Below are 20,118 nucleotides of genomic sequence, written 5' to 3' on the forward strand. Positions count from 1 at the left end.
GCCTGGTTTCCGGAAGGGAGGGGAACCATGGCGTACACGGTGGGTCAGGTGGCGAAGATCGCCGGCGTGACGGTACGGACGCTGCACCACTACGACGAGGTCGGTCTGCTCTCGCCCAGCGGGCGTACCTCGGCGGGTTACCGCCGCTACGACGACGCGGACCTGCAACGGTTGCAGCTCGTCCTGTACTACCGGGAGCTGGGTTTCCCGCTTGAGGAGATCACCGCGATCATCGACGACCCGGCGGCCGACCCGGCCGCGCACCTGCGCCGGCAGCACGAGTTGCTGACGGAACGGATGAAGCGGTTGCAGGAAATGGTCACGGCGATCGAGTTCGCGATGGAGGCGAGCAAGTTGAACATCCAACTCACCCCGGAAGAGCGGTTCGAGGTCTTCGGTGACTTCAAGCCGGAGGAGTACGAGGCCGAGGCGGAGCAGCGTTGGGGAGGCACCGACGCGTACCGGGAGTCGAACCGCCGGGCCTCCCGTTACGGCAAGGAGGACTGGCTGCGGATCAAGGCGGAGAACGAGGACTGGGGTCGACGGATCGTCGCGCTGATGGCCTCGGGCGCGCCGGCCGACGGCCCGGAAGCGATGGACCTGGCCGAGGAGCACCGGCAGATCATCAGTCGCTGGTTCTACGAGTGCTCGTACGAGGTGCAGACCGGGTTGGCCGACATGTACATGGCCGACGAGCGGTTCACCGCGTACTACGAGAAGATCGCCCCGGGGTTGGCCGCTTACATCAGTGAGGCGATCCACGCCAACGCGATCAGCCGGGCCTGACCGGGGCTCACTCCTCGACCGCGCCGTCGGATGGCGGGACCAGGAAGTCGTAGACGGTCCTGGCCATCCGGCGGACGGTCTCGTCCCCGGTCACCATCGGCCCGGCGGTGAGGAACGCGACGGCGGTCTCCGTGCCGGGGATCAGGTAGTAGCCGACGTCGTGGGAGGCGTCCGGCAGGTCACCGGTCTTGTGGGCCACCGGGACGCCGGGTGGCAGCGCCGCCGGGATCTTGGTGTTCAGGGTCTGCTCCCGCATGAAGCCGATCATCAGGTCCCGGGAGGCCGGGGTGAGGACCTCGCCGTCCCAGACCGCGCCGAGCAGCGACACGACGTCGTCCGGGCTGGTGTAGTTCTCCTCGCCGCGCTGCGCTGCCGCGCTGTCGAGCATCCGCCGGGCCAGGATGGTGGAGCGCTGGTTCATCGAGTCGATCAGCGCGTTGACCGGGGCGAACCCACCCAGGTAGGTGATCAGCACATTGGCCGCGACGTTGTCGCTGTACTTGATCAGATAGCGTGCGAGCCGGTACAGCGTGACCACCTGCGGGAACGTCTCGAACTGGAGCTGGCCGGTGCCGCCCACCACGTCGGCCGGCGTGACCAGCACGCCGTCGTCGAGAGACACCTGTCCACAGTCGACCCGGCGCAGGAGTTCGACCAGGATCCAGAGCTTGATGACGCTCGCGGCCTTGGGACGCAGCGACCCGTTGACCGAGACCTGCTGGTCCCCGTACCGGCCGGAGAGGTCCCGGACGGTTGCGCCAGCGGGGTTGAGGCTGGCGTCGGCGACCACCCGGGCGAGCTGTCCGCTGAGCGGGAACAGCCGTGCTCCCGCGACCGGGTCGGTGGGCGGCTGCGGGCTGGTGACCACCACTCCGGTGAGCGTCGTCGGCGGGCGGTGCCGCTGGATCACCTCAAGCGTGCCCTCGCTGCGCCCGACCAGCGGCACCCGGTAGCGGTAGGCGGTCCCTTCGACGACGACCGCCCCACTGGCCACCCCGGCGGCGACCCGCATGTCCGGGTCGGCGACCCGGCCGGTGTCGCCGTCGCAGGCCCGGTACCGCACGGTGTGCCCGAGCGAGTCCACCGCGAACGCCCCGCCAGGGAACGACAGCCAGGACACCTCGCTGGTCGGCGCCCGCTCCGGCGTCGGCTCCACGCCCGGCTCGTCGCTCCGCCCGCCCGTGTCGTTCGGCCCGCCCGTGTCGTTCGGCCCGTCCGTGTCGTTCGGCCCGTCCGTGTCGTTCGGCCCGCCCGTGTCCTTCGGCCCGGTGTCGGCGGTGGGCCCGTCGGCTGCGTACCCCAGGGTCGTTCGGTGGTTCGGGCCGGGACCGTCGGCGGTGGCCGGGCCGGTCGTCGCCGCGACGACCAGCGCGATCGCCGCCGCAAGCAGGGAAGATGAGCGCTTCTTGTCGCTTTTCCTCACGTTTGTACGATAAGAAGCGTCGGCGGCGGATGGGGCTGCCGGGGCGTGAGTCACCCGTCCGGGAGGCCGCGCCCGCGAGAGCGTGATGCCTCAGTGGCATCAAGATGACTCACCGGCATCACGCTCAACACCGAACGGCCAGCCCCGCGCCGAGCCCGCCGCCGGTCGCGTCGCCCGCCGGTCGAGCCGGTCGCCGGTCGCGTCGCCCGCCGGTCGAGCCGGTCGCCGGTCGCGTCGCCCGCCGGTCGAGCCGGTCGCCGGTCGCGTCGCCCGCCGGTCGCGTCGCCCGCCGGTCGAGCCGCCAGCCGGTCGAGCCGCCAGCCGGTCGAGCCGGTCGGCGGGCGAGCCGGCTACATCGGCGGTCCCGGGGTGGGTGGCTCGGCGGGCAGGCCGGGTGCCAGGCGACGCATCGACGTGAAGGTCGGCACCAGCGCCTCGTACAGCTCGGCGAAGAGGGGCAGCAGCGCCGCGTAGGTGGCGGCGGCGGCCGGGTCGGGACGGATGGTCTCCTCCATCTGGACCAGGTCGGCGGCGACGTCGATGCTGGGGATCAGGCCCAGCGCCTGCATGCCGAGCAGCGCCGCGCCGAAGCTCGACCCCTCGCGTCCGGCGGGGAAGCTCACCGGCATGCCGAGCACGTCGGCGAGCATCTGTCGCCACAGGCCACTACGGGCGAAGCCGCCACCGGCGCGGATCTCGCGGACCTCGTTGCCGGCCGCGCGGACCGAGGTGAGGACCAGTGCGAGTTGCTGGCAGACCCCCTCCATGGCGGCCCGGACGAGGTGTTCGCGGCGGTGCCCGTGGGTCAGCCCGACGTACGCGCCGCGGGGCAGGGCGCTCCAGTGTGGAGCGCGCTCGCTGTGCAGGTAGGGCAGCATGATGAGCCCGCCCGAGCCGACCGGCGCCCGGGCTGCCAGGGCGACCAGGTCCTCCTCGGGGTGCTCGCCCAACTCCGGCGCGAGCGCGGCGCCCGCCCACTTGAGGACGATGCCGCCGTTGTTGATCGCGCCGCCGACCGCCCAGCGGTCCTCGGTGAGCGCGTAGCAGAACACTCCGCCCAGCGGGTCGACGCCGGGGCGCTCGACCATGACCCGCATCGCGCCGCTGGTGCCGATCGAGCAGGCGACCATGCCGGGGTGCACCGCGCCCAGACCCAGGTTGGCCAACGGCCCGTCGCCCGCCCCGACCACCACCGGCGTGCGCCGCGGCACGCCGATGGCGTCGGCGGCCCGCGCGGTGAGGCCGGGCAGGACGGCGGTGGTGGCGACCAGTCGGGGCAACCGCTCCCCGGTGACGCCGGCGATGGTCAACGCCTCGGCGTCCCACTCGAGGGTGTGGATGTCCATCAGGCCGGTGGCCGAGGCTATCGAGTGGTCGGTGACCAGTTCTCCGCAGAGTCGCAGCAGCACCCAGTCCTTGATGCCGACCCAGTGCGTGACGCGTTCGAAGAGCTTGGGTTCCTGCTCGGCGAACCAGAGCAGCTTGGGCAGGGGCGACATCGGGTGCATGGGCGTACCCGTGCGCCGGTGCAGCGCCAGCCCGGACGGCACCGCCCGCAGCCGCTCGGCCTGCCGGGTGGCCCGGGAGTCGGCCCAGGTCACCGACGGCGTGAGCGGGTTGCCGGCCGCGTCGAGGCCGATGAGGCTGTGCATGGCGGAGCAGAACGCCAGGCCGGAGATCGGTGCGGCCAACTCGGCCACCACGGTCCGGAGCGACTCGACGACGGCGGCGAGGATCACGTCCGGGTTCTGCTCGGCGTACCCGGGGTGCGGGTCGTCGAGGGGATAGCCGACGAAGTGGCTGGCGATCAGCCGCCCGTCGGTGTCGTACGCCATGGTCTTGGTGCTCGTGGTGCCGATGTCGATCCCGATCACCACACCGGGCGGGGTAGCTGGCGGCATGACCGTCAGTATCGCCCTATCGTCCGGGTTGATCCGCCGTTCGGGTAGTTCGCCCGTCTTGGCGTGTCCCGGCCGACCGTCACAACTGTTAATCCGAGTGCACCCCAGATTGGTGGCCTACGCGGCGAAGGAGTCGGCGTGGCAAAGACTGATTCGACGGGTTCCACATGGCGGTACCGCTGGGCGCAGCGGCAGAACGTGCGGCGGATCAGCACGTACCGCGGCGCGGAGACGGCCTGGCGGCGACGCGACGACGAGTTACGGCGGCTGCGCGCCCTGGCCGCCGACTTCCACGGTTCCGCCGCGGCCGGCGCGGGCCTTCCACTCGAACTCGTCGACGACGAGGTGGTGCTGTGGGCGCTGCCCGCCGCGCAACTGGTCGAGGTGCGACACACGGCCGTGCTGCCCGCGCCGGACCTCACGGTCGCCGTGCCGGCCGCGCCGCTGCGTCCGCGCCGACCCGACGGCGTACGCGTCACCGACGCCGGCATGGCCGTCATCACCAGCCGCCGGTTGGTGCTGCTCGGCGGGCGCGGTCGGCGCGACTGGGCGTACGGCCGGATCACCGGCCTGACCCACGACCCGGTGGGGCCGGTGACCCTGATCCAGGTGCTGGACCGGCGTCGTACCTCCGGACTGTTGCTGCCCACCGACGCGGCGGCGGACTTCCGGTTCAAGCTGACGCTGGCCTTCGCCGACTCGATCGAGCAGCGAGCCGCGGTGCTCGCCCAGCTCGACGAGTTGATCGCGGAGCACGACCAGCTCAAACCGTTCCGGCCGGCGGTGGCCACCCCGGCGCAGGCCCGGCTCTCCGCGCTCGTGCCCGGCGGTCGCCGGTCCATCGCGGTGGCGGCGGCGGTCGCGCTGCTCGTACCGGCGGCGCTCTTCGAATCGAACCCGTCGGACCCGACCGGGGGCGCGGAGGTCGCCGTGGCGGCCACGCCGGCACCGGCCGCCAGCGGGCCTCCCGCGCTGCTGCGGCCGGCGGTCCCGCGGCCCGCGCCCACCACCACGCCCAAGCGGAAACCGTCGCCACGCCCGTCGTCGAGCGCGACGTCCGGGCCGCGCTGCGGGGCGCCGGAGAACCCCCTGGGGTACGACTTCTGCGGCGGGACGAGGGTTCGCCGGCCCGCCGTCGAGGTGTGCGACTGGTTCGACTGCGTGCCGCAGTTCTGGGCGGGCCGGGGCTACCTCGTGCAGTGCCGGGACGGCTCGGTCAGCCTCGCGGGTGGCCGGGCGGGCGCGTGCGCTGACCACCGGGGCGTCCGGCGGACCGTCACGAAGTAGCGCATTTTGACCCGAACGCTCGTTCAGGTCAGTCAGAATGATCGAGTGGAGATCCGATCCGACGACGGTGCCCGGGTGCGGATCCGCCCGGTCGGCTACCAGCCCGGCATCGACCCGCCCGACGACCCCGAGCTGGCGGCGCCGGGCTGGCAGGACTGGCTGCTCATCGAGGTGGACGCCCGGACCGCCGACGGTCAGACCTGGTCACATCACTACCCGAGCCTGCTCGTCGAGGAGGCCCGCGCGCTGGGCAGTTGGCTGCACGGCCAGGCGGCGGCGGCCGGCGGTCCGAACCCGCCACCGGCGATGGTCCGCTTCACCGAACCCAACCTGGCGCTGCGTACCCGGGTGATCCGTCGACGTCGGCTGGAACTGATCGTCGAGTTCTCCGCCGAGTCGCTGCCCCCGTGGATGCGCCGGCCGGCCACCGCCATCTACCCGCTGGTCCTCACCGTCTCGGCCGACGCTCTCGCCGTCGCCGCCGCCCAGTGGGTCGGGCACTGCGAGGCGTACCCGCCGCGTACGCGATCGCGGTTCCCGGCCGACGATCCGCTGCTCGGCTCCCTGTCGCGTCGGCGACGAGCGGGCTGACCCCTATTACATCAAATCAGTTTGATGTAATCTACGGGAGTGAGATCCTCCGGCACCAGTGCGCCACCGGGGTTTGTGGCCGCCGCGGGGCACCCCGTACGGTGGGGCCTGCTCAGCGAACTGGCCCGTGGTGACCTCGCCGTACGCGAGCTGACCGCCCGTCTCGGCCAGCCGCAGAACCTCGTCTCGTACCACCTCGGCAAGCTCCGTCAGGCCGCGCTCGTGACCGCCCGGCGCAGCAGCGCCGACGGGCGAGACACCTACTACTCGCTCGCCCTGGCCCACTGCGCCGGCCTGCTGTCGGACGCTGGCGCGGCCCTGCATCCCGGGCTGCGGCTCGCCCCGCCGTCGCCGGCCACCTCGGTGACCGGCCGGGTGTTGTTCCTGTGCACCGGCAACAGCGCGCGCTCGCAGATGGCCGAGGCGCTGCTGCGGGAACGCACCGCCGGCGCCGTGCAGGCGTACAGCGCCGGGAGCCGACCGAAGCCCGTCCACCCGCACGCGGTGACCGTCATGTCGGCGCGCGGCATCGACCTGCGCTTGGCCCGACCCACGCACCTCGACGAGTTCACCGGTCAACCGTTCGACGCCGTGATCACCCTCTGCGACCGGGTCAAGGAGGTCTGCCCCGACTTCCCCGGAGGCCCGCGCAGCGCGCACTGGAGCATTCCGGACCCGGCCGCGGACCCCGACGGGCTACCCGCGTTCGAACGGGTCGCCGACGACCTCGCCCAGCGGATCGACTTCCTGCTGCACACGCTCGCCACCCCAGGAGAGAGGGCATCATGACCAGCCCCATCGATGACAGCACGGTCAGCGTGCGGTACCTCGTCGACGACGTGGCCGCCGCGATCGACTTCTACACCGTCCACCTCGGCTTCACCCCGGCCAGCGCCTTCCTGCCCGCGTTCGCCGACGTGCGGCGCGGCAACCTGCGGCTGTTGCTCTCCGGTCCGGCCAGCTCGGCGGGCCGGGCCCTGCCTGACGGCCGCCGTCCCCGGCCGGGCGGCTGGAACCGCATCCACCTGATCGTCGCCGACCTCGACGCCGAGGTTGCCCGGCTGCGTACGACCGGAGTGGGTTTTCGCAGCGACGTCGTCAGCGGCCCGGGAGGCCGGCAGATCGTCCTGGACGACCCGGCCGGCAACCCGGTCGAGCTTTTCGAGCCCGCTCAGGTACGGTGATCCCCGTCAGCGACGAGAAGGAGGTGAGCCCCGTGAACACCCGTTGTCACGCCTGGGCGCCCTTCTCGTCCGTCCCCCTCAGCTGACGCCTTCGGGTCGGGGAGTGCGCCCTCCCTTATCGGAGGATCAATGTCTGTCTCCCCGTTCCGCATCGACGTGTCCGATGCGGTCCTCGATGACCTGCGGGCTCGACTGGCCCGCACCCGCTTCACCGACCGCACCGGCCACCGACCGTGGCAGGGCGGCGTCGATCCCGACTACCTGCGGGACCTGGTGTCCTACTGGCACGACAAGTTCGACTGGCGTGCCCGGGAGGCCGCGCTCAACGCGTACCCCCAGTATCTGACGCTCGTCGGCGGCCGGAAGCTGCACTTCGTGCACGTCCGCGCGGACCGTCCGGCGGGTACGCCCGCACCACCGCCGTTGCTCCTGAGCCACGGCTGGCCCAGCAGCTTCGTCGAGATGCTGCCCCTGGTCGACCGGCTGACCAGCCCGCTCGGGGGCGCGTTCGACGTGGTGGTGCCGTCCCTGCCCGGCTTCGGCTACTCGGAGCTGCCCGACGAGCCGCTGACCCGGGCGGTCCTCGCCCGGACGCTGCACGAGTTGATGACCGACGTGCTCGGCTACGAGCGCTACGGTGCCTTCGGCGGCGACGTCGGCGGGGTCGTCACCGGTTGGCTCGGTGCCCGGTATCCGGAGCGGGTGGCCGGCATCCACATGATCCATCCACCGTTCCCGGCCAGCTTCGACGACCGACCGCTGTCGGCGGCCGAGCAGGCGTTCCTGGACGCCGAGGCCGCGTACGACGAGACCGACGGCGGCTACAGCGCCATCATGGGCACCCGTCCGGACACCCTGGCAGCGGCGCTCGCCGACTCACCCGCCGGGCTGGCCGCGTGGCTCGTCGACAAGTACCGGGACTGGAGCGACAACCACGGTGACCTGGCGAACAGCATCGACCGGGACACCCTGCTCACCATCATCACGCTGTACTGGGTGACGGGCACGATCGGCTCGTCGTTCCGGCAGTACGCCGACTTCGACCACAACACGCCACGACCCGACATCACCGTGCCCGCCGCGTTCACGGTGAGCACCGAACCCTCGCAGGCGAACTTTCCCCGTTCGATCGCCGAGCGGGCCTGCACCGACATCCGGCACTGGAGCGAACCGGGCCGGGGCGGGCACTTCATGCCGCTGGAGGAGCCGGACCTGCTCGCCGCTGAGCTGAGGGAGTTCTTCACCTCGCTGCGCTCGTAGGGCTGCCCCGGCGGCTGCTCCGGTTCTCTGCCGGAGCAGCCGCTGGCAGCGGGCTACGCGCTGCGTTCCGTCAATACTCTTCTTTCGGGCGCAACGGGATACATCGATCCCGGTCGCGTTGCCTGTCACGTACGTGAGCGGTTGTAACGCGTGTGACCGTGACCTCTGTGGCCCACGTCCCCTGGCGGACCGCCTGGGCCGAGCGCGAGAACGAGCGCCGGCAGCGCGCGTACCGGCACGCCACCGACGCCTGGCAGCGCCGCGACGACCACCTGGTCCGGCTCCGCATCGAAGCCGCCAGCTTCCTCGGGTGTACGCAGCCCCGCACCGGCCTGCCGGTAGAGCTCGATGACGACGAACTCGTCTTGCGCGTCCTTCCCGTCGCCACGCTTGTCGAGGCCGAGGCGCGGCACGTCCCCGGGCTGCCCACGCCGGGTTCGTGTTCCTTCGCTGAGCCGTCTTCCGAGGCGCTGCCGCCGGGCCTGCGGGCGGTCGACACCGGCATGGCCGTGGTGACCAGCCGACGGGTGGCCTTCGGCGGTCGGGAGCACCGGCGTGAGTGGCGGTACGACGACCTGGTCGGCCCCGCCCACCACCCCGACGTCCCGGTCACCCTGCTGCCCGACCGCGGCCGACTGGACGGGCTGCTGGTCCCGTCCGGTGCCGTGGTGAACTTCCGCTTCTATCTCACCCTCGCGACCAGCGAGGATCGCGCCGCCGTCGTCGCCCAGATCGACGCGCTCCTGAACGCCCACCGGGCCGCTCCGCCCGCGCCTCCTCTGGTGGTAGGGCCCGACGACGCGCCGCTGACGGCGGTACGCCCCGACCGGCGCGCGGTCAGTGCCGCCGCCGTCGCCGCAGTGGTGTTCGTGACGCTCGGACCGGGCGCTCTGGGCCCTGGCGCGTCAGGTCCCGTCGGCCCGGTGCCCTCGGCGAAGATCGTCGCGATGGACCTGCCGGGGGCTGGGGCGGTGCTCGTGCCGCTCGGGCCCGTCGGGCCGGTGCCAGCCAGGACGCGGGTCGGCTCGGCCGTCAGTGCCGTATGGACCGCCCCGCCCGCCTCGACTGTCCGGCCGTCGGCCCCGACAGATGTCGCTACAGCGGTGCCCCCTGTCGTAGCGGTGGCCCTGCCACCGGTCGCCGCGCCGCCCGTCGTCCCGACCCGTTCGCCGAGTCCGGTGCCGACGCCGGTCCCCAGCACGGACCCGCCCGCGTCAGCCCTGCCGACGCCCCCCGTCGCGTCGGCCTCACCGACGCCGACCCCGACTCTGACGGCTACGCCCTCACCGAATCCGGAGTTGCTGGCTGTCTGTCTGGACCCTCTTCAACTGCCGGTGCTGGACCCGCTGCTCTGCCCGTCCCCGGCACCATGATCGGCGTCTTGGCTGTTTGCCGCCGCTTGCTCAGTCCATGGCGCTGAAGTCGGGGACGGTGAGGGAGCCGTCCTCCGCAAGGGCGAAGCCCGGGTTCCAGGCGATCTCCCACAGGTGACCGTCCGGGTCGGCGAAGTAGCCGGCGTAGCCGCCGTAGAAGGTCTCCTGGGCCGGCTTGGTCACCGTCGCGCCTGCCTTGGTCGCGGTGGCGATCACCTCGTCGACCTCGGCTTGTGAGCGGACGTTCTGGGCGAGGGTCACCCCGCCGAAGCCGTCGGTGCCCGGGTCGTCGATGCCCGCGTCGGCGGCCAGCTTGTCGCGGCCCCAGAGGACGAGGGCCAGGCCGCCGGCCTGGATGAAGACCGTCCCCTCGACCTCCTGGCCTCGCCAGCCGAGCTGCTCGTAGAAGGCCTTCGCGCGGGCCACGTCCGCGACTCCCAGGGTGATGAGGCTGATCCGCTGTTCCATGGTCTTCAACCTAACGCGCAGTTCCGCCGCCGGTTAGGCAGGCGGCCCCGACGATGTGGCCGCCCGAGCGGCCAGGGCAGCACCGAAATCATCGCCAACACGCGTTTGATGGAGTTCGGTGAGATCGACTTAACCCATAGCATCGATGCTATGGGTTGGGGTAGCGTGGAGCTGGAACCAGAGGTCCGAGACTGGCTGGAGGAACTATCAACTGCCGACTTCGCTCGAGCGGCGTTCTACATCGATCTTCTGGCCGGCCGAGGCGTCTTGCTCGGAGAGCCGCACAGCAGACAGCTTGACGGCAAACTGCGTGAGCTGCGGTTTTATCTGGAGCGCGACGCAGTCCGCGTGACCTACTGGATAGCCTCCGACCGGAGGATCATCCTGCTCACGGTGTTCCGCAAGACGCGGATGCGGGAGGACCGGGAAGTCGAGCGGGCTCGCCGCGCATTCGAGCGATGTGTGGCGGAGCGGCACATCGTGAACGAGAGGGCAGAGCGATGAGTGATCGCCTGGACTGGAACGACCTGCGTGAGCACCGGATGGCGGAGCCGGGGGCGGCCGAGACGTACGAGGCCACCCGGATCGCCTTCGAGCTTGGCCAGGAGGTGCGCAACCTGCGCGAAGGGCACGGCTGGAGTCAGAGCCAGTTGGCGCAGGCCGCCGGCATGACTCAGTCCGCGGTGGCACGCTTCGAGGCGGGCGGGACTGTGCCGACCCTGCCGGTCCTGGAGAGGTTGGCCCGGGCTCTGGATCGACGGCTGGACGTCAGGTTCGCCTCAAACGCGGACGCAGCTTGACCAACCGCCGGTGAGGGCTAAGCGGCGATTGTTCGGGCGGTGGCGTAGACGTCGGCGGGTAGGGCGTGGTGGAGCTGCCACAGGACACGCATCGGCCGATCACCGGTGTGCGACTCGTACGTCATGGTGCCGGCGTAGAGGTACGGCGGTGCGCCCAGGTCACGGTCGGCGATACGGGTCTCCCGAATGAAGAGGTGCACTGTCGAGCCGCCCGACGTATAGCGCCGCCCGGTCGCCGACGCCGCCGACGTGGTGCTCTGCGACTCCCACTGGAACAACGTGTCGGTGATGGCCCGGTCGGCGTACATGGTGGTGGGGGAGTAGTGCGCCTCCGACTTGACCAGGGTGACGAAGAACAGGTCGGCCTGGGCGTCCGGCAGCCACTTCACCCCCTCGCGCAGCGAGCCCGGATTGGGCATTCCGAAGGCGGCGCACGCCTCGTTGCGGCTGTACCGGGCGTGCACCCGCAGCGGCACCGCCCCCGCCGCGAGCGCGGGCGTGACCCGGTGGATGCGGTCCCGCAGCACCTCGGCGACCTGCCGCAACTCGGCGCAACGCGCCGGCTCCTTCCACAGTTGTGCCAGCCGTTCGCCGCGCGTCGCCAGCGGGGCGTTCGGCCCCCAGAGGCTGAAGTGCAGCATGTCCAGTAGTCGGCTGCTGCCCGCGTACCCCTGCTGACCTGGCGCGGGTGGTCCGGCCGCGACCTTCGTTAGTAGCTCTAGCCGGTCGGTGTCGTCGATGTGCAGCATGCGACCGATGGCGCGGCCCAGCTCGCGGTCGTCGGGGCCGGGCGCGGTCGTCTCGACGCCGGCGAGCCGCCGCAGGCCGGTCCAGCCACCGACGCTGGCCGATCGGTACACGTCCTCGATCTCCAAGCCCGTCTCGCGCAGGAACGTCGCCAGAGTGACGTCGCCGAGTTGCCGCAGCTCAGAGACCAGGCCGGTCTTCGAGGTGGGCAGTGCGCTTTTCAGGTTGGCGAGGACGAGATCCTTTGCCACCCGGTCCAGCTCGACGTGGCAGCCGCTGGGCAGACTCGGGAAGTCGTCGCGAACCGCCTCGGTGATCGCCCGCCGGCTCACCCCCGTCAGGGCACGCCAGCGCAGGTCGAAGCGGAAGTTGGCGTTCTGCCCGCCGATGAAGTCGAGCACGGTCAGGCAGGGCTTGTCGTCGTCCAGTCGCAGACCACGGCCGAGTTGTTGCAGGAAGATCGTGGCGCTCTCGGTGGGTCGCAGCATCAGGATCGTGTCGACCATCGGCAGGTCGACGCCCTCGTTGAACAGGTCCACGGTGAAGAGCACCCGAAGCTTGCCGGCCTTGAAGTCCCGCAACAGCGTGGCCCGATCAGTGCCGGCTCGCGACGTCACTGCCGCAGACGCCACGCCGTGGTCGTTGAACCACCTGGCCATGAACTCGGCGTGCCCGATGCTCACGCAGAACCCGAGTGCCCGCATCCGCCCGACGTCCACCTTGTCGCTGACCGCACGCAACACCGACCGCGCCCGTGCGTGGTTGCCGGTGTAGACGACGTCCAGGTCGGCCGGGTCGTAGCCTTGGCCGCGCTTCCAGGCGAGGTGCGACAGGTCCACGTCGTCGTGCAGCCCGAAGTACTGGAACGGCGCCAACAACTGCCGCTCCAACGCGTCCCACAGGTGCAGCTCAACGGCCGCGCGCCCGTTGAACCACCGGCGCACGTCGCCGCCGTCGGCCCGGTCGGGGGTCGCGGTCAGTCCAAGGAGTACGCGGGGACGCAGCCGCTCCAAAAGCCGGGTGTACGTGGGCGCTTCAGCGTGGTGGAACTCGTCCACGATCACCATGTCGTACGCCTCGGGGTCGACCTCCCGCCGGTGCAGCGACTGGATGGAGGCGAAGACGTGCTTCCAACCGTTCGGCTTCTCGCCCGCGACAAGCGTCTCGCCGAAGCTGCCGTCCCCCATGACCTGCCGGAACGTAGACAGGCTCTGCCGCAGAATCTGCTCCTGATGCGCTACGAAGAGCAGCGAGTCCGCTCGCTTCGCCCTGTGCAGCCGGCGGTAGTCCAGGGCGGCGACGACGGTCTTGCCGGTGCCCGTCGCCATCACCACCAGATTGCGCCAACGCCCGTGCACCAGCCGTTCGGCGTCCAGGTCGGCGAGGATCTCTGCCTGGTACGGGTACGGGCGCACGTCCAGGTTCGAGATCTCGGTGGGTGTCTGGTCGCGGCGTTCCCCGCTCAGTGCATGCCGAAGCCGTTCGGCGTCCCTGGTCGCGTCGTACGCCTCGAACGCCGGGTCGTTCCAGTAGTCCTCGAACGTGGCCGTGAACGTGTCTATGACGTGCGGCTGCTCGATGTTCGAGATGCGGACGTTCCACTCGACGCCGTCCACCAGTGCGGTCTTCGACAGGTTCGACGAGCCGACGTACGCGGTGGTGGTGCCGTTCTTACGGCGGAACAGCCAAGCCTTGGCGTGCAGGCGGGTGGTCCGCGTCTCGTAGGACACCTTGACCTCTGCGCCCAGCTCTTTGAGCCGGTCGAGCGCTCGCTGATCGGTCGCGCCGAGGTAGGTGGTGGTGATGACGCGGACCTTGCCGCCTCGGTCGATCAGGTCGCGGATGGCGTGCTCAACGATGCGCAGGCCGTACCACTTAATGAACGCGCAGAGCAGATCGACGCTCTCGGCCGAGGCCATCTCGTGGTTGACCTCGTGGCCGATTCGGGGCTGGTGGCGGCCGTTGACCAGGAGTGCGCCGGTGGAGAGGGGCGTGGTGGGACGGTCCGGAAAGCTCGGCTGCGCGGGTGGCGTTGGCGGGGCGGCGATGGCATGGAGCAGGTGCTTGGCGTCGGTGACCTGGTCCTGTTCCGTTGCTGCCTTGGGACTCAGGGTGGTGATGGCGTCAGCGATCTGGTTCGCCATTGCGATCTGGTGGTGGAGCTTGTCGTCGCCATTGGGGACGGACTGCAGGGCTCGGGCGGCCAGGGTGGCGATGTGCCGGGCGAGGGCGGTGTGCGCGTCGGCCGGGTCGAGGTTGTGGTGCTGAACCAGGGCGGGGTCGACATGCTGGAGGCGATCAGCCAGCTCACGGGTGATCAGGTGCTCGTACACACCCCGCTCAAGATCCGTCATTCGAGCTACCTAACCACACGTTCCGTCTATGGATGGGGCGCGGCGACCGGTCGCATCGGCAGAACTTGTCGCGCAATCGGCGAGGCCACCTCACCCGACTGGCGACTCATGCAACGCGCAACGCAGGTAGCAGCCCGACCGATTGCAGGCGTTCGTAGGCCAGCTCGATATGCGCGGAGGTGAAAAGCCGGGCTTTTCGACCACTCCAAGAACGAACGCGCTCGGTCAGTTCGTCGAGGTCATCGGTAGGCGGATGCGCTGCCGCCGCGTAATGCACGGTCGCCAGCAGTTCCAGGCTGTACGGGGACTCGAATCCGTCGGTCAACCGAGCTAGCTGATCCAATGTCTCAGACGCTGCTGCGCCATGAGCTTCTGACCACGCTGCGACGTCGCCGGCAGCGCCGGGGGGCAGCCGAATGGGTCGCAGCTCCTCAACCCGTGCAGAACGGTCGCCGAAGCCCGTCAGGTAGTGCCCTTCGAGGCGGTCCAGCACGTGGTTGAGGCTTTCGGCGTACGGGCCGTACCTGCCCCGGCTGAACTCCAGTCGCAGCGGTTGCCCCAGCACCTGGAGAAAATAGGCGATCTTCTGAATCTCCAGGATGGTGATGCCATCACGTGGTTCGAGTCGTCGTGCTCGGCTCAGATAGCGATCGATGGCCTGGATCAGGGTGACGCGGCCCGGAGTGAGCGGAGGTTTCACCGTCGCCACCGGCATGTCGGCCGGGTCAGGTGCTCCCTCTGGGGGGAAGAGTAAGACTCGCACCTCAGGGACCTCGGCGAAGGCGCCTTCGATGAGCGATCGAACGTCGTCCCAGTCAAGTCCACCGTTGCCGCAGCCCAGGGCGGGCATCGCCACAGATGCGATCTTCCGCTCGCGGACCACCCGGACGAGGTCGGCCAGTCCGGTCTCAATGTCCTTCAGCTTCGAGTTGGCCCGCCAGTGTCCCTTGGTCGGGAAGTTGATGACGTACCTGCGGGGGCCAAGGCGCGCCGAGTCGAACACAAACATTTGCCCCAAGGTGACCTGGTTTTCATGGCATGCCGTGCGGTAGGCCGCGTAGTTTGCCGGGTAGGCGCGCTTGAACTGAAGAGCGATGCCTTTCCCCATGACCCCGACCGTGTTGACGGTGTTGACCAGCGCGTCCGCTTCGGCGGTCAGCAGGTTCCCGTGGCTGATGATGATCATTCGCGCACCTCCCCCCGTGTGTACCCGTAGTACCAGCTCGGTCTGACACCTACGTAAGGCTCGATCATGCCAGCGTCTCGGAACAGCTGCCTCACCTGCTCCTGCCGATCCGTCGTCCGTACGACGTAACCGGCGAGCAGGTCGAGAGGAAACTCCCGGTGTACCAGGAACTCGGCCGCTCGCCGACGCATGCGGTCCATGTCGTCGGGAACGTCTTTCCAGATCTGGGCCTCCATCAACGGCCAGTCGACCAACGCCGTGAGCTCGGCCAACTCAGCCGAGAATCTGGTCAAGCCGACTGCGCAGTTCCCATCGCTTGCCACCCACTCGATTCTGGCCGCGTGTACCCGTTCCACCGAACTAACCAGGTATACGAGGGGATCATCTCCTCCTGGATAGCATCCCGGTTTTCCTGCTCGATGATCACAGGCAATCCTGAACATCATGGGCGAGCGTGGGGCGAAGTAGAACGGCACGTAGTCTGCTACGACTCCGCCGGGATGGCATGGCACGGGTCGTTCTCGTCGGCGTGCCTTGATCTCGACCGCGCCGACGTTAATTGCGAGCTGTCGTCCTACACCGCTGTCCGCCAGTAGTCGACCGGCCTTCACGATCCTTGGCAAATTATCAACATGCGTGAAGTGCATGATTCGAATCGGTGTTGGCCGCATGGCTGATTCGGTCACAGATCAGTCCTTGTTGATCAGGCGTTCGGGACCCGGACCAGGACGTCGAAGGTCGGCGCGTTCTCCCACCCCGGCCGAAGTTTGGTTACCTTGGTATAGCCCCAGGAGCGGTACGCGTTCTGAGCAGCGACATTGTCCGGCCGGACCAGCAGCGTGGTTCGTTGCTCCGTGCGGGCCGCGATCAACCCGTCGTGCAGCGCCGCGGCGATGCCCCGGCGTCGCCAGGCAGGGCGGACCATCAGCTCGCTTATCGCGAACGTGCGGGTCCCGTCCTCGTCGGTGAAACCAGGCGGCACAGGGTCATGGAGGCCCTCCCACCAACGCGTCTCGGCGGGAAGCGGAAACCCGTAGATGTAGCCAACCAGACTCCCGTCTACCTCGGCGATGACCAGCTCCCAGCCCACTCGTTGCATGTGCAGGTCGAGCTGACGCCGGTAGCGGTCCTCGCTGTAGAACTCGCCGCCGCCCGCGTAGACCTCCAAGTAGAGGTCCACAAGCTGATCGAGGATCCCCTCGGCCTCGCCGGCGCTGTGATGGCGAAGCTGCAAGCCCTCGATCACACACTCACCGCCCGGTCGTAGGCGGCGACGAACTGGCGCGTTGCCGCGGTCGCCTGCCGTGGCATCGCCAGGTTCGAACGCACCTGCGCAAGGTTCCGGCTGATTCGTCCCGAGTTCATCTGGCTCACCGCGGGCAGGACGTCCAGCGCGATACGGGCCGCCTCGTTGACGTCGCCCTGCTGGTACGCCGCCTTGGCGAGCTCGATTGTGTAGAGGACCTGGTTACGCCGATGGCCGGGTGACGGGTTGGCGATGAGGGCGCGGAACGACTGGGCGGCGCGGTCGGGCCGGTCCAGGGCGAGGTAGGAGAGTCCCTGGATACCGTTCACTTCTTGCTCGTTCACGAAGTCGACAAATCCAAGATCGTCCTCGTGCGGTCCGCGCTCCAACTCGCGGCGAGCCTTGGTCATCTCCCGGCTGAAGCCGCCCGCGTCCGTAAGCACGGCGTATGTGTGCGCTCGTCGCAGATGTAGCAGCGTGGTTAGCCGAGGCGTTGCCCATCTGGCCGAGACGCGTAGCGCGGCCTCGGCACAGTGCAGCGACTCGCCGGGCTGACTCTCGCGGAGCAGCATGGATAGCTGGGCTAGCGCTCGTACCTCCACGCGAGGATCGTCGGCGATGCGGGCCCGAGTAATGGCCTCGTTCAGGTAGGGCCTTGCCTCTGGCCTGCGATCGGCATCGATAGCGAGCCAGGCAGCCTGGATGCCGAGGTCGGCCAGGGCGCTTTGAATAGCATCGCCGACCTCTCGGCTGTAGTGCGCCCTCGCCGCCCAATTTGACAGCCTGGCGTGTGCCTGGACGGCAATGTCGCACAGCTGGTCGGCACCGACTGCCGCATCGGCTCGCCGGAGATCTTCGACCAGCGAGCTGGCCAGGCGCACCTGGTCCATGCCAATGCTCCGCGGCACGTCAGCAGGGCCCGTGAGTAGGTAAGGGTGACCGGCTGCGGCGAGTCCTGCGAGCGCGGCCAGTGCGTTGAAGCGTCGCCGGTCCGTAGCGCCACCCCCTCCGGTTGATGCCCCCTCCACGGTAACCACCATGGCCGGCAGTTTGCCCTGCTCAGTTATCGCGTCATGCGCATAAGGATCGTCTGCTGTGCCCTCTGCGGCGCGGTCGTCGACTCGGTAAGGCTGACCAGGAAGACCGAACCAGAGGCAGGAAGCCGGTATCCCAAGAAGCTTGGCCCAGTGCGCCAGCCTGTCCAGATGCACCAGCGGCGGGCCGTTCTCCACGCGACTCAACTGCGCCTGCGTGATCCCCAGCCACCCCGCCACCACGCTCTGCGGCAACGCGACCCGCCCGTGGTACGGGTGGCAGCGGTACGCCCGGATCACCCGCCCCAGATGCCGCTCGGTCAGTGCGAGTCGTACCGGTTCGTGGTCCCAGAAGTTCGCCGGCACCACCGGCGGCGCGCTGAGCCGGTCCCGCTCGGCGGCCCGGCACGGCGTACACCGTCCGGTGTCGTTGTCCCGGGCCAGCCGTCCGCCGCATCGAGGGCAGTTCGCGTGTGTCACCGGCGGCTCCGTCCGCTTCGCCTCATCGAGCCTATCCATTGAACACGCTCCGTGGAGCACTGGTATACGCGCGACGCATATCGCCAATGGACCGCCCAATAAGCGGCGGCTGCTCAGTACGGGCGCACCGCCCGCAGCGCCTCGACGACCACGCCCCAACGCCCCGGCCCGTTCACCGAGTTCAGCGGCTTTCCGTCCGCCATCCTCACGCCGGCGGCGCGCAGGACCGTCAGGTGACCCGCATAGGCGGGATGCGCGGCCAACTCATCCTTGGTGTGCGGGAACGCGATGATCGGCAGCCCCGCGCCCAGCGACTCGTTGAGGACGCCGAGCGCCAGCGTGTCGTTGATGCCCAACGCCCACTTGGTCACCGTGTTGAACGTGACCGGGGCGGCCAGCACCACGTCGGCGGGCGGGTGGGGCTCGGGGTCGCCGGGCATCCGCCACTCCACGCGTACCAGATAGCCGGTTTTTTCTTGTAACGCCGCTCGATCGAGCCACGGCGCGGCGGTCGGGCTGACGATCATGCAGACCCGCCAGCCGTCGGCGATCAGGAGGTCGACCAGCTCGTCGACATTTTCCGCCGGACCCGCGGCGCAGACGACCAGGTGCAGCACTGGGCGTTCCGTCATGCCCGCAGTCTGCCCGACTCGGCAGCCGCGGCGTGGAGCGCATACCGATCCCGTATGCCGTAGACGAGCACCGTGACATGCCGTTGTGCCTGGTCAGGCGCGACAGTCGATGCATGGCCCGGGGCGGGTACTCGGCCTCGGAGTTGCGCCGGCCCTCAACGGCGCAGCTCCTCCCGCCCCGGTGCCAGCCCACGATTCGACGACTTGGAGCCGGTATGCCCACCGTGATCGACGACGACCTCCCGGCCCGCATGAGCCTGGCCGCCGCCTGGGAGTCGGTCGACGTGCGGGCCGCCGGCGACTTCTGGTGCACAGTCGAAGACCGCCGGACCGGGCTGCTCCCACACCGCGACGCGCCGCTGTTCTTCACCGCGTTGGGCCGCCTCCTGGTCGGCGGCGACGTCCCGGCCAACCGAGCGGCGCTGCTCCAGGTGCTCGGCCACGCGTACCGTCACTTCGACCTGCTCCCGCACGCCACCACCATCGGCGACGCGTTGCTCGCGACGGTGGCCCGTCACGCCCAGCCAGTGTGGACGTCGCAGCTCACCGTCGTCGCCGAGCGCGCCCTGTGCCGCGCCACGCAGGCCATCCGCCGGGCCGCCGCGCTCGCTGGCGACGGCCGGGCCTGGTGGCACGTCGAGGTGATCGGGCACGATCGGCCGTCGCCCGACATCGCCATCCTGACGGTACGTCCCTTGCGGCGACTGCCGTTGCTGCCAGGTCAGGCCGTGCCGGTCTGCACGCCGCGTCTGCCGGGGCACTGGCGTTGGCTGTCGCCGGCCAACGCCCCACGCGCGGACGGCACCGTCGAGCTGCACGTCCGCGCCGTACCCGCCGGCACCGTCTCCCACCGCCTGGTTCATCGGGTACGCCCCGGTGAGCTGCTCTGGCTCGGCCCACCCGTCGACACCGGGCTGAGCCTGGACCCGGCGCGTACCGATGATCTGCTGCTCGTCGCCGGTGGCACCGGGTTGGCGCCGCTGCGCGCCCTGGTCGAGCAGGTCGCCGCCGCACCGGACGGTCGGCGGGTGACGCTTGTCGTCGGCGCGCGTACGTTCACCGACCTGTACGACGCGATCGCCCTCGACAAGCTTCAGTGCGCCCACGACTGGCTGACTATCGTGCCGGCCCTCTCCGACGACCCCTGCGCCGAGCCGGACGAGCAGGGCGACGCTCTGACCATCGCCCTCGACCATCACCGGCCCGGCCAGGACATCTACGTGTGCGGCCCACCCGCGATGGTGGCCGCCGCCCGGGCGCGGCTGCTGGCCCTCGGCATACCGAACGCCAGGGTCCACATGCCCCAGAGCTTCGGCCGACGCGCCAGCGGACCGTGTGGTCCCTGAGTGGGTGATGCCGGTGAGTC

General features: G+C 69.9%; 19 protein-coding genes. 10 read left to right on the plus strand and 9 right to left on the minus strand.

The genetic code is table 11. The features are described from left to right. Positions 1 to 27 precede the first annotated feature (27 nt). Positions 28 to 786: a MerR family transcriptional regulator gene (locus ACIBTX_RS16150; protein ID WP_396832653.1), complete on the plus strand. Its 759-nt coding sequence runs from the start codon at positions 28 to 30 to the stop codon at positions 784 to 786. 7 nt (positions 787 to 793) lie between these two features. On the opposite strand, the gene ACIBTX_RS16155 is transcribed toward ACIBTX_RS16150, so the two are convergent. Continuing rightward, complete coding sequence (locus ACIBTX_RS16155; protein ID WP_396832654.1) at positions 794 to 2,209, minus strand: serine hydrolase; 1,416 nt, start codon at positions 2,207 to 2,209, stop codon at positions 794 to 796. 350 nt (positions 2,210 to 2,559) lie between these two features. Then, positions 2,560 to 4,110, minus strand: coding sequence for a gluconokinase (locus ACIBTX_RS16160; RefSeq protein WP_357172884.1), 1,551 nt, complete (start codon positions 4,108 to 4,110; stop codon positions 2,560 to 2,562). A gap of 138 nt (positions 4,111 to 4,248) precedes the next feature. Here ACIBTX_RS16160 and ACIBTX_RS16165 point away from each other — a divergent pair, with 138 nt between their 5' ends. From ACIBTX_RS16165 to ACIBTX_RS16190, 6 genes are all read left to right on the plus strand, one after another. Beyond that, positions 4,249 to 5,397 (plus strand): hypothetical protein, encoded by a 1,149-nt coding sequence (locus ACIBTX_RS16165; RefSeq protein WP_357396010.1) that lies wholly within the window; start codon positions 4,249 to 4,251, stop codon positions 5,395 to 5,397. 45 nt (positions 5,398 to 5,442) lie between these two features. Further along, on the plus strand, positions 5,443 to 5,988 hold the full coding sequence (locus ACIBTX_RS16170; RefSeq protein WP_357127897.1) for a hypothetical protein: 546 nt from the start codon (positions 5,443 to 5,445) through the stop codon (positions 5,986 to 5,988). Between the two features lie 39 nt (positions 5,989 to 6,027). Continuing rightward, the gene (locus ACIBTX_RS16175; protein WP_396832655.1) at positions 6,028 to 6,777 is read left to right on the plus strand and encodes a MarR family transcriptional regulator; all 750 of its coding nucleotides are present in this window, start codon (positions 6,028 to 6,030) and stop codon (positions 6,775 to 6,777) included. Beyond that, positions 6,774 to 7,172: a VOC family protein gene (locus ACIBTX_RS16180; protein ID WP_396832656.1), complete on the plus strand. Its 399-nt coding sequence runs from the start codon at positions 6,774 to 6,776 to the stop codon at positions 7,170 to 7,172. Before ACIBTX_RS16175 ends, ACIBTX_RS16180 begins: the two co-directional genes overlap by 4 nt. Before the next feature lie 129 nt (positions 7,173 to 7,301). Beyond that, entirely contained in the window at positions 7,302 to 8,432 is a 1,131-nt protein-coding gene (locus ACIBTX_RS16185) for an epoxide hydrolase family protein (RefSeq protein ID WP_396832657.1), read from the plus strand. Positions 8,433 to 8,599: 167 nt separating this feature from the next. After that, positions 8,600 to 9,805: a hypothetical protein gene (locus ACIBTX_RS16190; RefSeq protein WP_396832658.1), complete on the plus strand. Its 1,206-nt coding sequence runs from the start codon at positions 8,600 to 8,602 to the stop codon at positions 9,803 to 9,805. 30 nt (positions 9,806 to 9,835) lie between these two features. On the opposite strand, the gene ACIBTX_RS16195 is transcribed toward ACIBTX_RS16190, so the two are convergent. Continuing rightward, a complete protein-coding gene (locus ACIBTX_RS16195; RefSeq protein WP_396832659.1) occupies positions 9,836 to 10,273 on the minus strand; it encodes a VOC family protein in 438 nt (145 codons plus the stop codon). A gap of 108 nt (positions 10,274 to 10,381) precedes the next feature. Between ACIBTX_RS16195 and ACIBTX_RS16200 the strand changes: the two genes are divergently transcribed. Next, entirely contained in the window at positions 10,382 to 10,777 is a 396-nt protein-coding gene (locus tag ACIBTX_RS16200) for a type II toxin-antitoxin system RelE/ParE family toxin (RefSeq protein WP_357127880.1), read from the plus strand. Beyond that, positions 10,774 to 11,073: a helix-turn-helix transcriptional regulator gene (locus ACIBTX_RS16205; protein WP_357127877.1), complete on the plus strand. Its 300-nt coding sequence runs from the start codon at positions 10,774 to 10,776 to the stop codon at positions 11,071 to 11,073. The genes ACIBTX_RS16200 and ACIBTX_RS16205 overlap by 4 nt, the downstream gene beginning before the upstream one ends. Positions 11,074 to 11,090: 17 nt before the next feature. Here ACIBTX_RS16205 and ACIBTX_RS16210 read toward each other — a convergent pair whose 3' ends face one another. The 6 genes from ACIBTX_RS16210 to ACIBTX_RS16235 form a co-directional block, all read right to left on the minus strand. Further along, a complete protein-coding gene (locus tag ACIBTX_RS16210; RefSeq protein ID WP_357127874.1) occupies positions 11,091 to 14,174 on the minus strand; it encodes a DUF3427 domain-containing protein in 3,084 nt (1,027 codons plus the stop codon). Between the two features lie 106 nt (positions 14,175 to 14,280). Then, entirely contained in the window at positions 14,281 to 15,360 is a 1,080-nt protein-coding gene (locus tag ACIBTX_RS16215; RefSeq protein WP_357127871.1) for a macro domain-containing protein, read from the minus strand. Continuing rightward, on the minus strand, positions 15,357 to 16,046 hold the full coding sequence (locus ACIBTX_RS16220) for a DUF4433 domain-containing protein (RefSeq protein WP_357127868.1): 690 nt from the start codon (positions 16,044 to 16,046) through the stop codon (positions 15,357 to 15,359). Before ACIBTX_RS16220 ends, ACIBTX_RS16215 begins: the two co-directional genes overlap by 4 nt. Before the next feature lie 17 nt (positions 16,047 to 16,063). After that, positions 16,064 to 16,606, minus strand: coding sequence for a GNAT family N-acetyltransferase (locus tag ACIBTX_RS16225; RefSeq protein WP_357127865.1), 543 nt, complete (start codon positions 16,604 to 16,606; stop codon positions 16,064 to 16,066). Beyond that, entirely contained in the window at positions 16,603 to 18,120 is a 1,518-nt protein-coding gene (locus tag ACIBTX_RS16230; RefSeq protein ID WP_357127862.1) for a hypothetical protein, read from the minus strand. Before ACIBTX_RS16230 ends, ACIBTX_RS16225 begins: the two co-directional genes overlap by 4 nt. A gap of 113 nt (positions 18,121 to 18,233) precedes the next feature. Then, complete coding sequence (locus ACIBTX_RS16235) at positions 18,234 to 18,752, minus strand: flavoprotein (protein ID WP_357127859.1); 519 nt, start codon at positions 18,750 to 18,752, stop codon at positions 18,234 to 18,236. A 215-nt stretch (positions 18,753 to 18,967) separates the two neighbouring features. Here ACIBTX_RS16235 and ACIBTX_RS16240 point away from each other — a divergent pair, with 215 nt between their 5' ends. After that, positions 18,968 to 20,098 carry an FAD-binding oxidoreductase gene (locus tag ACIBTX_RS16240; RefSeq protein WP_396832660.1) on the plus strand — a complete coding sequence of 377 codons (1,131 nt, stop codon included), beginning with the start codon at positions 18,968 to 18,970 and terminating at the stop codon, positions 20,096 to 20,098. The last annotated feature ends 20 nt before the right edge of the window (positions 20,099 to 20,118 follow it).

This window comes from Micromonospora sp. NPDC049359, assembly GCF_044466585.1.
GTDB lineage: Bacteria > Actinomycetota > Actinomycetes > Mycobacteriales > Micromonosporaceae > Micromonospora.

Bases quoted from the DNA above. Each gene is read 5' to 3' on its own strand.
- ACIBTX_RS16240 (WP_396832660.1), top strand. From the start codon at position 18,968: ATGCCCACCGTGATCGACGACGACCTCCCGGCCCGCATGAGCCTGGCC.
- ACIBTX_RS16215 (WP_357127871.1), bottom strand. From the start codon at position 15,360: ATGATCATCATCAGCCACGGGAACCTGCTGACCGCCGAAGCGGACGCG.
- ACIBTX_RS16210 (WP_357127874.1), bottom strand. From the start codon at position 14,174: ATGACGGATCTTGAGCGGGGTGTGTACGAGCACCTGATCACCCGTGAG.
- ACIBTX_RS16185 (WP_396832657.1), top strand. From the start codon at position 7,302: ATGTCTGTCTCCCCGTTCCGCATCGACGTGTCCGATGCGGTCCTCGAT.
- ACIBTX_RS16150 (WP_396832653.1), top strand. From the start codon at position 28: ATGGCGTACACGGTGGGTCAGGTGGCGAAGATCGCCGGCGTGACGGTA.
- ACIBTX_RS16205 (WP_357127877.1), top strand. From the start codon at position 10,774: ATGAGTGATCGCCTGGACTGGAACGACCTGCGTGAGCACCGGATGGCG.
- ACIBTX_RS16180 (WP_396832656.1), top strand. From the start codon at position 6,774: ATGACCAGCCCCATCGATGACAGCACGGTCAGCGTGCGGTACCTCGTC.
- ACIBTX_RS16195 (WP_396832659.1), bottom strand. From the start codon at position 10,273: ATGGAACAGCGGATCAGCCTCATCACCCTGGGAGTCGCGGACGTGGCC.
- ACIBTX_RS16235 (WP_357127859.1), bottom strand. From the start codon at position 18,752: ATGACGGAACGCCCAGTGCTGCACCTGGTCGTCTGCGCCGCGGGTCCG.
- ACIBTX_RS16200 (WP_357127880.1), top strand. From the start codon at position 10,382: ATGGAGTTCGGTGAGATCGACTTAACCCATAGCATCGATGCTATGGGT.
- ACIBTX_RS16160 (WP_357172884.1), bottom strand. From the start codon at position 4,110: ATGCCGCCAGCTACCCCGCCCGGTGTGGTGATCGGGATCGACATCGGC.